Annotated in this window: 9 protein-coding genes and 1 pseudogene; 2 read left to right on the forward strand and 8 right to left on the reverse strand. The window is 72.0% G+C overall.

The window, feature by feature from the left end:
* The first annotated feature begins 86 nt into the window (after positions 1-86).
* A complete protein-coding gene (locus E1298_RS37610) occupies positions 87-1,232 on the forward strand; it encodes a DUF418 domain-containing protein (protein ID WP_243726048.1) in 1,146 nt (381 codons plus the stop codon).
* Between the two features lie 108 nt (positions 1,233-1,340).
* On the opposite strand, the gene E1298_RS37615 is transcribed toward E1298_RS37610, so the two are convergent.
* Positions 1,341-2,462: an alpha/beta hydrolase gene (locus tag E1298_RS37615; RefSeq protein ID WP_131901997.1), complete on the reverse strand. Its 1,122-nt coding sequence runs from the start codon at positions 2,460-2,462 to the stop codon at positions 1,341-1,343.
* A 98-nt stretch (positions 2,463-2,560) separates the two neighbouring features.
* Positions 2,561-3,187 carry a TetR/AcrR family transcriptional regulator gene (locus E1298_RS37620; RefSeq protein WP_243726049.1) on the reverse strand — a complete coding sequence of 209 codons (627 nt, stop codon included), beginning with the start codon at positions 3,185-3,187 and terminating at the stop codon, positions 2,561-2,563.
* 1,291 nt (positions 3,188-4,478) lie between these two features.
* Here E1298_RS37620 and E1298_RS37625 point away from each other — a divergent pair.
* Complete coding sequence (locus E1298_RS37625; protein WP_131902001.1) at positions 4,479-5,777, forward strand: helix-turn-helix domain-containing protein; 1,299 nt, start codon at positions 4,479-4,481, stop codon at positions 5,775-5,777.
* A 21-nt stretch (positions 5,778-5,798) separates the two neighbouring features.
* Here E1298_RS37625 and ddaH read toward each other — a convergent pair whose 3' ends face one another.
* The 6 genes and pseudogenes from ddaH to E1298_RS48750 all read right to left on the reverse strand — a co-directional run.
* The gene (gene ddaH / locus E1298_RS37630; protein WP_131902003.1) at positions 5,799-6,632 is read right to left on the reverse strand and encodes a dimethylargininase; all 834 of its coding nucleotides are present in this window, start codon (positions 6,630-6,632) and stop codon (positions 5,799-5,801) included.
* Positions 6,633-6,673: 41 nt separating this feature from the next.
* The gene (locus E1298_RS37635) at positions 6,674-7,255 is read right to left on the reverse strand and encodes a flavin reductase family protein (RefSeq protein WP_243726050.1); all 582 of its coding nucleotides are present in this window, start codon (positions 7,253-7,255) and stop codon (positions 6,674-6,676) included.
* 2 nt (positions 7,256-7,257) lie between these two features.
* A complete protein-coding gene (locus tag E1298_RS37640) occupies positions 7,258-8,613 on the reverse strand; it encodes an FAD-binding oxidoreductase (protein ID WP_131902005.1) in 1,356 nt (451 codons plus the stop codon).
* A complete protein-coding gene (locus E1298_RS37645) occupies positions 8,613-9,041 on the reverse strand; it encodes an avidin-fold protein (RefSeq protein WP_207945078.1) in 429 nt (142 codons plus the stop codon). The genes E1298_RS37640 and E1298_RS37645 overlap by 1 nt, the downstream gene beginning before the upstream one ends.
* The gene (locus E1298_RS37650; RefSeq protein ID WP_131902007.1) at positions 9,038-10,336 is read right to left on the reverse strand and encodes an ATP-grasp domain-containing protein; all 1,299 of its coding nucleotides are present in this window, start codon (positions 10,334-10,336) and stop codon (positions 9,038-9,040) included. Before E1298_RS37650 ends, E1298_RS37645 begins: the two co-directional genes overlap by 4 nt.
* A gap of 50 nt (positions 10,337-10,386) precedes the next feature.
* Positions 10,387-10,767 (reverse strand): annotated as a pseudogene (locus E1298_RS48750) (hypothetical protein); the annotation flags it as partial.

The raw sequence follows: 10,767 nt of genomic DNA on the forward strand, positions 1-10,767 counted from the left end.
GGGTTGGGGCGCAGGGGTGGTTGGCTGACCGGCCATGACCGCTTTGCTTCATCCGGGCCCATGGGGTGCCCTTGCCTGATTCGACGGTGAATCTGCCGCAGCCGACCCCGGTGGCGGCGCGCGCTTTGGGGCCCGATCTGGCCCGTGGTTTCATGCTGTTGTTCATCGCTCTGGCCAACTCGCACTATTTCTTGCGTGGCTCATCCGTGCTCGGCGGCTATCCGCAGGACGGTTCGGGCGTCGACTCGGCCGTCATCTGGTTGCTGACGACCTTCGTCGACGGTCGGGCGTTCCCGATGTTCGGGGCCCTTTTCGGGTACGGCATCGCGCGGATCGCGTGGCGGCAGCAGGCGCTCGGCCCGCGGGCGGTGCGCCGGCTGCTGTGGCGGCGGAGCCTGGTGCTGGTGGCGGTGGGCTTCTTGCACGCGCTGCTGCTCTACGCCGGCGACATCCTGACGGCCTACGGCGTGCTGCTGTTGGCGGGTGCGTGGTCGGTGCGCTGGAAGGACCGCTGGCTGCTGGTGATCGCTCTGCTGTTCTTCCTGCTCGGGACGCTGCCGAGCGGCGGCTCGTCGACCATCGGCGGCGACCCGCCGGACGAGACGATGCTTCCGCCGGACGTGGCCACCATGATCGTCAACCGGGCCCAGACGTCCCTTTACGTCGCGTCTCTGGGGCCCCTCGGTTTCGTGTGCCCGTTCATGATCGGGTTGTGGGCGGGGCGTCGGCGCATCCTGGAGCAGGCGGAGCGCTACCGCAGGTCGCTGCGCATCACGGCTTCGGTCGGGATCGGCGCCGCGGTGCTCGGCGCCCAACCGATCTCGTTGATGCTCGCGGGCGTGGTGACGCCCCCGCACCAGTCCACTCTGGAGGTGCTGGGCCCGCTGCACGATGCGACGGGGACTCTGGGCGGCTTCGGCTACGCCGCCATGCTGGCGCTCGTCGCCGTCCGGTTCCAGGCGCGCGGCCCTGGGACGGTGGTCAACGCGATCGCCGCCGCCGGGCAACGATCGCTGACCTGTTACCTGGCCCAATCGGTGGTGTGGGCCCTCGTCTTCACGCCTTTTCTGCTCGATCTCTCCGGCACCCTGACCGTCACCACTACCGCGCTGTTGGCCGCCGCGACATGGCTGATCACCGTGGTCCTCGCCGACTGGATGCGGCGCACAGAGCGCCGCGGGCCGTTCGAGGTGGTGATCCGGCGTATCACCTACCGGCATGCACCGCGCTGAGCGGGGCGATCCCGAAACCGGTCCCTGCTCACGGCGATCACCACGATGTTGATCACCGCGGGCGACATCGGGGAGCCGCCGTAGAACAGGGTGCGCGGGCCGTGCCGGTCAGGCCAGGCGCGCCGCCGTCCAGGCGGCGATCAGGTCGGCGAGTTCGGCCCGGGCGGCGTCTCCGCCGTCCCTGCGGAAGTAGTGGTCGCCCGCGACGACATGGGACTCCTTGTCCTTGGACCCCAGGGCCGCCAGGATCGCGTCGGCGTCGCTGGGAAAGACGCCCGTGTCCATGTCCGCGTTCACCACGAGGGCCGGTTCGGTGATGCGCGCGAGGTGCGGCCTCGCCCGGGCCTGGGAGTCGTCCAGGCTCCAGAGGGACAGCCAGGTCCGCAGGGTGCAGGTGCCCGCGATGCCGAAGACCGAGGCGTTGGCCCGAGCCGGCTCACCGGCGTAGCAGGAGTTCGGCGGGCGCCGGGTGGGCTCCAGCGTGGGGTCCACCATGCGCGGGTCCGCCCAGGTACGGGCGACGTTGAACAGGCGGTCGTGGTACCCGGCGGCCCGGAGGCGGCGCATCTCGTCCTTCACCCAGCGCGTGATCCGATGATTGCGCCGCGTCTGGGCTTCGCGGTACCGGCCGAGGAACTCCTCCGCGTAGGGCGCCGGGTTCCCGGGATCGAACAGGCTGAGCGACGGGTCGGTCGAGACCGGGTCGGTCTCGTCGACGACCGACGGGTCCATCCAGGCCGTGAGCACCTCGGGCCGGCCCAGGTGCGCGGCCGTCGATACGTAGGCGTCGGCCGCCGGAAGGTCCAGCGCGCCCCGCGCCGGCCGCATCCCCGCCAGGGGCGTGACGTTGGGCTCCTTGGCCTGCGACTGGTAGGCGGCCATCAGGGACCCGCCGCCCGAGTTGCCCAGTAGGACGACCCGCTCGACGCCCGCCTCCTGCCGCAGCCACCGGACCCCCCGTCCGATGTCGACAAGGGCGTGGTCGAGGAGGAAGTGGCTCTCGGCACCCCGGAACCGCGTGTTCCACCCCAGGAAGCCCAGGCCGCGCTCGGCGATGAAGCCGGCGAGGTAGTGCTCGGAGAAGTCGACCGAGTAGTGCGTCGCGATCAGCGCGGTCTTCGGGGCCCGGCCGGGCAGGCGGTGGTACACCCCCTGGCACGGATGCCCCCCGGCGCCGGCCCGTCCCGCCGTCGGAGAGGTGAGGCCGACGAAGAGCTGCTCCACCGCCATGGCGAAACCCCCGTAACTAAACCTGACGTTGGGTTCGCACGCTAGCCCGCGCCCGGGGTGATGTCCATGGTCGACTTGATCCGGGACGCGAGGACGGATCAGTCCTGGTCGTCCCGCCAGTAGATCGCCCGGTACCAGACCTCGGCGAGCGTGCGGACCGCGGCCTCGTCGTCGATCTCGGCGTCCTCCCCCGCCCCGGCGAGGAGGTCGTAGCAGAACTGGTTGAGCATCGCGACGATGGCCCTGGCCGTGAGCTGCGGGTCGGCGCCCGGGCAGTACCCCTCGCGCTGGGCGCGCCGGACGCTCTCGGCGATGCTCTGCACGGCGTCCTCGCACAGTTCCCGCCAGTGCCCCGCGAACGCGTCATTGATCATGGCGAGCTGGAAGACGCCGACCATTTCGGCGAGCCGCTCGCGGTAGGTCTCCCAGTGCGCGCGCGCCGACTCCATGACGCGCTCGCGGTGCGGGATCCCGCGCTTGTAGGCCACGACCGCCCGGGCCCTGGCCTCCTCGCGGAAGTCGTCCGCCCAGTGGGCGAGCAGGTCTTCCTTGGAGTCGTAGTAGTTGTAGAAGGAGGCGGGCGAGCGCCCGGCCTCCTGCGCTATGTCGGCGACGGTCATCGCCAGGAAACCCTTCCGGGCGATGATCCGGCGGGCGGCCGCCTCGATGGCGGCGAGCGTCTTGCGCCCGCGCTGCGTCGGACGCGGGGTCTGGACCTTCTCCACACCTGAACCTGGCATCGGCTTCTCTCACGTCGGCGCCCGCCGCGCGCGGGAGCTCGGGCCCAGCGAATATGAATCTGATGTTAGCATCGAATCACTGGCCCGCACCGCGGCGGACCGGCACGCCCCTCATCGGCTGACACCCCACGCATTGGGCCGTATGGCCGAACAGAACCGGGCCCCGGGCACGGCGGCGAATTGCCCACCGGCCCGGCATTCGGATCCAATGGCCGCTCGGGGCATCTCATGTCGCATGGGCGACACGCATATCCTGGTGCCGCGCGGCCGCCCAGTCTAGATGATCAGCCCGCATGCCTTCAATTCACCAGTCGAACTGTGTATTCAGTCGGCGGGGCGGGATGTGAAAAGAACCATCCGGGGATCGCTCACAGGACCGCGCGCCCGGCAAAGGGGCACGCTCGGGGCGGCCGCAGGTCGCCGACGACAGGGAAGCCGAGATCATGCGGTGCCCGGCCTGTGGGGGCTGTCGGCCGGACACGGCCGGGGGTCCCGGCGGACGAGGACCCCGCCGTCGGTGCCGCGCACGGGCGGAGCCGCCCGGACGAGGACGATCACTGGCGCCGCCCGACCTCCCCGGGCGCCAGATTCGGGAAATCGGTGTGCCGCGAGACTCATCCGCTGTCCCCGTTGGCGCGAACCAAGGGGGGAACCGGTACCGGAGGGAACGGGGCACGATGCGAAACGAAACCGGCGCGCCATGGCGGCATGGGGGCGTCCACCGTGCCATCGGCGGGACGGCCGCCGCGTGAGCACCGCCGAGGCCGCGCGGATCTTCGTCCACGGCTCCGGCGACCGGGCATAGACCTCCCCGGTCCGGAACGACACCCGGCCGTCCGGCTCCGCGGTCGTCGGTGACCTGATCGCTCGGCGACGTCCCGGCCGCCGTGATCGGGCCGGGCGCGTCGGGCCGCCGGTTCGGCACCCGGCCTTCGAGGAAGCGTGGACGGCGCGCGCGAGAGTTCCGCACCCGCATCGCCGACAAAAGCGCGGCGGAGTCGAACCATATAGCCCTCGTTCTCGTTGGTTGGGGAGGGGGTGCAATTCCGCTCGGCGGGCCCGAGGAGAGCGGTCGATAGTCATGATCGACGCCTGGTTTCCCCGTTGATCAAGATTTGTGGACGGACCTGTCCTCTGCCGGATGCTCACCGATATAATGCGGGGGGTACATACGATCTTCTCCTTCGCCGCTGGGCCGACCACCGGGCGAAGTAGTGCTTCACGGGGTGCGAGTTCGGATCTCAACTGAAGTGGGGTCCTGCGAATACGGGGAGAGATGGGGAGACCGGAGAAGCCGATCAACGCCTCCGGCGGGGCGGTCGCGGCTTTCGCGAGCGAGCTGAGACGGCTCCGCGCGCACGCGGGCAATCCGACGTATCGGGACATGGCGCGGTCGGCGTTGTACTCACCGTCCGTGCTGTCCAGCGCCGCGGGTGGCTACCGATTACCGACATTGCAGGTCACGCTCGCTTTCGTGGCCGCCTGCGGGGGCGACCAGGAGGTCTGGCGACGGCGCTGGCTCGAAGTGTCGGGCACCCCGCCCCCGCAGGCGGCCTCCCCGCCGCGGCAGCGGGACCTCGCCGGCCGCATGCCGCCTCCGGCGCAGCTGCCGTTGCGGCCGCGGGGGCTCGTCGGCCGCTCCTGGGAGAAGGACCTGCTCAGCGAGCCGGCCGCCGCGCCGATCGTCATCTGCGGTCCGGTGGGCGTGGGCAAGAGCGCGTTCGCGCTGGACTACGCCCATCAGATCGCCGACGAGATGGTCGACGGCCAGCTCTACGCCGATCTCGGATCGACGTCGTCCGACGAGCTGTCCGTGCTGAGCTGCTTCCTGCGGGCGCTCGGCATGCCCGACGAGCAGTTGCCCGACGCCCCGGACCAGCAGGCCGGGCTGCTCCGCTCGATGCTGGCCGAGCGAAAGCTGCTGGTGCTGCTGGAGAACGTGCGCGATGAGCGGCAGGTCCGCCTGCTGCTGGCCGAGACGCGGAGCGGCGCCATGATCGTGGTCAGCCGCAATCCGCTGCTCGGCCTGCGGGATGTCCGCCGCGTGCGGCTGGACGTGCTGCGCCGGCACGACTCCATCGCGATGATCTCCGAGGCCCTGTCCGACCGCGTGGCGGCCGATCTGGTGGACTGCGACCGCCTCGCCGAGCTGTGCGGCGACCTTCCGCTCGCCATCGATATCGCGGTCCGCAAGCTGGTGGCCCGCCCGGACGTTCCGCTGGCCCGGATCACCAGGGGGCCGGCCGACCGGGGCGCGCTGCTGGACTGGCTGCGCATCGGGGACGTCTCCGTGCCCGACCTGCTGCTCTCCGCGTATCTTCCGCTCGGCGGAGCGGCCCGGACGCTGCTGCAGGAACTGGCTCAGCACTCGCCCGGAGGGCCGGCCGGAAGGGCGGATGGTCTCGCTTCACTCGACGAGGAGATGGTGGACGAGGAGGTGGTGGACGAGCTGGCCGCGGCCGGTCTGCTCCGCCATGACGACCGCGCCGGCGCGTACCGGCTCGACCCGCTGGTACGCGCCTTCGTCGTGCGGTACGTGACCCCGAGGACGATCCAGACATCGATCTTCAGTTGACCGGGGCCTTCGCCGATCGCCTCAGTGCGAGCGGCCGGCGAGGCCGGTCCCGTGCAGCTCCAGCGTGCAGCACTTGACGCTGCCGCCCGCCTTGAGCAGCTCGGACATGTCCACGCCGATGGGCTCGAAGCCGTGCTCGCGCAGCCTGCCGATCAGGCCGGTCGCGGCCTGGGGCAAGACCACGTGCCGTCCGTCCGATACGGCGTTGAGACCGAACTCCGCGGCGTCCGCGGCGGTCGCGTGGACGGCGTCCGGGTACAACTCCTCCAGCAGTTCACGGCTCTCGGCCGAGAACGCCTTCGGGTAGTACATGACGGTGTCCTCCGCGAGCACCGTCAGCGCGGTGTCCAGGTGGTAGAACCGCGGGTCGACCAGGGTCAGCCCGACCACGGGGACGCCGAAGTACTCTTGCGACTCACGGTGCGCCCGGAGCGTGGTCCGGAAGCCGGTGCCCGCCAGGATCCTCGATCCGGCGACCAGGTAGTCGCCCTCGCCCTCGTTGGTCCACCGCGCCTGCCGCACGTCGGTGTAGCCGTGCGCCGGGAACCACTCCAGGTACGCCTCGGCCTCGGCGGTGCGTTGCGAGTCGCGGAACCGCGCGACGAGCACCCGGCCGTCCACGACCGTGGCGCCGTTGGCCGCGAACACCATGTCGGGCAGGCCGGGCCGCGGGTCCAGCAGATCGACCCGGTGGCCCAGGCCGGTGAACAGGTCGCGCAGCCCCTCCCACTGGGCGACGGCGAGCCCGGTGAAGGTGGGCTTCTCGGGGTTCATCCACGGATTGATCGAGTACACCACGTCGAAGTACGTCGGCCGGACCATGAGATAGTGCCGGCGGGTCGCCGCGCGTTCCATTCTGTTCTCCCAGTTCGTCTTCGGGCCCGCTCACCGGCCGCCTACCACCACGGGGAATCGGGAAGGTCATTGGTCGCGGGTGACGGTCCCGGGTCTGCCGGGACGCGGTAGCCGCCGTCCACGAACAGCAGCGGTGGCCCGTCGCGACGCGGATCGGCCGCGACGACCTCGCCGACCACGAGGGTGTGGTCGCCGAGGTCGAAGGCGGCCCGCAGCTCGCACTCCATCCAGCTCGCCGAGCGGAACACCAGCGCGCCGGTTCGCGGCCCGGGCGAGGCGGGCAGGGCACCGATCGCGCCCGTCCGCGTCGCCCGGTCCTTGGCCATCACCCGGGCGATCTCGCGGGCACCGTGCGGCAGGATCGACACCGCCCATTTCTTCGTCACCAGCAGGTCGGCCAGGAACAGCGACTCCATCCGCATGCACACCGACACCAGCGGCGGGTCGAGCGACACCGAGCTCAGCGAGTTGATCGTCACCGCGTCGTGGTGCCGTCCGTCCGCCCGGTCGGCGTACGTCGCCGCCACGCACACCCCGGTCGCGAAGCTCCGCATCACCCCGCGCAGATCCGGGGCATCCGGGGGCGCGCCCTCGGCCGCCGCGGCCGGCGATGACCGGGCCACGGCTAGACCGCCTGCGGGGAATCGAAGACCCGGTCCGGGTCGTGGCGGCGCTTGATCTCGGTGAGCCGCGCCAGGTTCGGCCCGTGATAGGCCGACCGCCAGCCGGGCAGGTCCGGGTCGCTGAAGTTGATGTACGACGCGTCCGCCGCGAACTCCCCCATATCCCGATGCAGCTTGGTGAGCCATTCGAGATTGGCGCGCACCGTCTCCGGCGGATCGCCGGGGTCCCACGCCGTGTCCAGCGAGAGCAGGAACAGCGCGTCCCGGTGCGGGAACGCCGTCTCCGTCACCCCGACGCGGTTGATCGCCCCGCCCCAGGTGAACAGCGCCGCCCCGCCGCCGTCCGGATTGCCGCTGCCCGGCCACTCCTCCACCGCGGCCACCAGCGTCCGCACGCCCGCGCCGGACAGCGGCACCGGCGTGGTCCGGGTCCGCACGGCGAACGCGCCGCCCGCTGAGGCGTGCTGCAGGTACTCCACCGCGTCCCAGTACGTCCGGTCCGCGGTGTCCGCCCGGTACGGCCGGACCGCCGCCAGCGCCGGTGCCAGCAGTTCGCGCAGCTCGCCCGCCGGGCCCAGGTGCTGCCCGATCACCGAGACCACGCCGTCGCGGCCGGACGCGCGGCTGATGCCGATACGGGCGGCGAACCGGTCCGGCGCGTCGCGCATGACCTCCTGCATGACGGCCAGCGCGTCGGCGGCGTGCTCCCAGCGCCACAGCACCAGGCAGGTGGACACGTCCATCACGGGCCGGGCCAGGAAGGTGAACGACGTGTTCACCCCGAAGGTGCCGCCACCGCCTCCCCGGCACGCCCAGAACAGGTCCGCGTTCTCGGTCTCGTTGCAGGTCAGGAGCGACCCGTCGGCGAGCACGATCTCCGTCTCGACCAGTGAGTCGCACGTCAGCCCGAGCGCCCGGGACGAGGCCGCGACGCCGCCGCCGAGCACCAGCCCGCCGATCCCGACGTCGTCGGAGTTGCCCAGCGGCACCATCAGGTCGTACTTGCGCAGCACGTCGTGGATGTCCTTGGTCCGGGCACCGCCGCCGACGGTCACCAGCATCGTCGCCGGGTCGACCCAGACCTCGTCCAGGTCCCGCAGGTCGAGTACCAGCCCGGTGTTCACCGAGTGGCCCGCGTAGTGGTGGCCGCCGCCGCGGGCGACGACCGGCACGCGATGCGTCCGCGCCCAGCCGATCGCCGCCGTGACGTCGGCGGCGGAGGCCACCGACAGCACCGCGGCCGGCCGCGTGTCCCGGTACCGCTCGTTGTGCGCCCGGCTCCGGTTGTCGAATCCGTCGTCGCCGGGCAGCCGCAGGCACCCTTCGACGAGCCCGCGCAGGCGCGCCCAGTCGGCCATCAGACCGCTCCCGTCGCATCCGCGGATCCGTCCGCGGCAGACGCGTCCATGGCGGGCGCGTCGACATGCTCGCCTGCGTGGTGGACGGCGGACCCGGGCCCGGGCTCGACCTCCTCCAGGTAGGAGACGCCGATCTCGGCGTGCTCCCCGAACCGCTCCCATTCCTCGCGCAGCAGCAGCCGGCCGTCCGCGCGCCGCTCCGGGATGTTCACGGTGCGCCCGGAGATCACCTCGCCGGTCGCCAGGACCATGACATAGCCCAGCCGCAGCGTGCCGTCCGGCGCGCACGTGCCGGTGACCGTGCCGCGCCGCACCTTCCCGCCGGCGAAGTCGGCCCACACCAGATCGCCGGCCTGCCGGTAGCGGGCGACGGTGCCGTCGCCGCCGCCCGCCCGCTGGAACAGCCGGCCCTCGTAGCCGATCGTCACGCGTCGGCGTCCAGCAGCCCGGCCGGCATCTCCAGGCGGGTGCCCGGCGGCGGCGGCTCGATCTCCTCGGCGTCGATCTCGACCCGCGCCAGCGCGGCGTCGAGCCGCGCGTCACAGGTCGCGGGATCGTCGGCCTCGACCACCACGAAGGAGTGGCGGGCGATGTAGCCGCCCGGCGGCAGCCGCAGCGTCGTCCCGGGGTCGACCATCCGCGACGCCGTGACCAGGCCGGGCGCCTCGGCGGGCACGCGGACCTCGTGCACGACGCAGTCGTGCGCGGGATAGCCGAACCGGATGCCCGCGACGCCGCTCCTCGTCGCCGCGACGTCGGGGCGGTTCCCGGTGGCGGCGTCGACGAGCACGAGGCCGGGGTCGATGCCGGTGGCGATCTTGCCGACGAACGGGATCAGGTCGCCGCCGAGCCGGCCGTTGATCTCGATGATCAGCGGGCCGCGCTCGGTCAGCCGCACCTCGGTGTGGGTGATGCCGTCCTCGATCTCCAGGACGCGGTGCGCGTGGGCGAGGGTGGTGAGCAGCTCCTGGTCGCGCAGCAGCGGGTCGTCCGCGTCGACGACGTGCCCGGTCTCCTCGAAGTAGGGGTACTGGCCGGTGCGCTTGCGGGCGAGGAACATCGGCAGGTACTCGCCCTTGTGGACGGCCGCGTCCACGCTGATCTCCGGGCCGTCCGCGTACTCCTCGACGATCGCGCCGCCGCGGAACTCCTCGTCGCCGATCAGGCTGGCCTCGTGCGCGACGCGATAGGCGTCGTCCAGGGCGGCCTCGTCGGCGGCGAGGACGACCCCCATGCTGGCGCCGAGCGCGCGCGGCTTGACGACGACCGGGTAGCCGATCCGCCTGGCCGCCGAGCGGGCCTGATCCAGGCTGTCGGTCATCTCGAAGGCCGGCTGCAGCACGCCCGCCGCGGTCAGGCGCGACCGGGTGCTGCGCTTGTCGCGGCACCCGTGCACGCCGGGGATGGACAGGCCCGGCACGCCGAACTCGGCGGCCAGTTCGGCCGCCGGCATCACCAGCGGCTCGTCGTAGCAGACCACGCCCGCGATCGTGCGCGTGCGCGCGACCTCGCGGGCCGCGGCCCGCAGCTTGTCGTGGTCGAAGACGTTCACGACGCGGATGTCGTCGAAGTACTCGTGCTGCCAGGTGGGCCTGAGGTTGTTGATCAGCACGAGCTCCAGGCCCGCCGCGCGGGCGCGGGCGCTCGCCGAGCGGATCAGGTACTCGCGGTAGAGCTTCAGCCCACTGCCGATCACCAGCAGCACGCTTTTGGAGGCGTTCATGTCATTCCTTCCGGTCCGGCAGGTGTTGGGTCGTGCCTGGGGTGGCGGGCTCAGGCCGCCGCGCCCAGCAGCGCACCGGCGATCTGGTCGGCGACGAGCGGGGCCGTGCGGAAGCCGTCACCGCCGCTGGCCGCGCGGGCCCAGACCGAGGTCCCGACGCGGACGAGCCGTCCCGCGCCGGTGTCCGCGTCGACCGCGTAGTGGCACCGCTTCACGGCGGCCACCGTGTAGCCGTCCGCATCGGTGAGGATCCCGGCGGCGAGGATCTTCTCGGCCCAGGCCCGTTCGTCCTCGGCGCCCTCGCCGCTCTCGCCGTCCTCGGCACCCTCGGCGCCCTCGTCGGCGGAGGCGACCTCCCGGCAGGCGGCGTCGGTGCTGATCTTGAGTTGGGTTCCGGCGCCGGGCTGGCGAGCCGGTGGGAGGGCATGCCC

It is taken from the genome of Actinomadura rubrisoli (genome assembly GCF_004349215.1).
Taxonomy (GTDB): domain Bacteria; phylum Actinomycetota; class Actinomycetes; order Streptosporangiales; family Streptosporangiaceae; genus Spirillospora; species Spirillospora rubrisoli.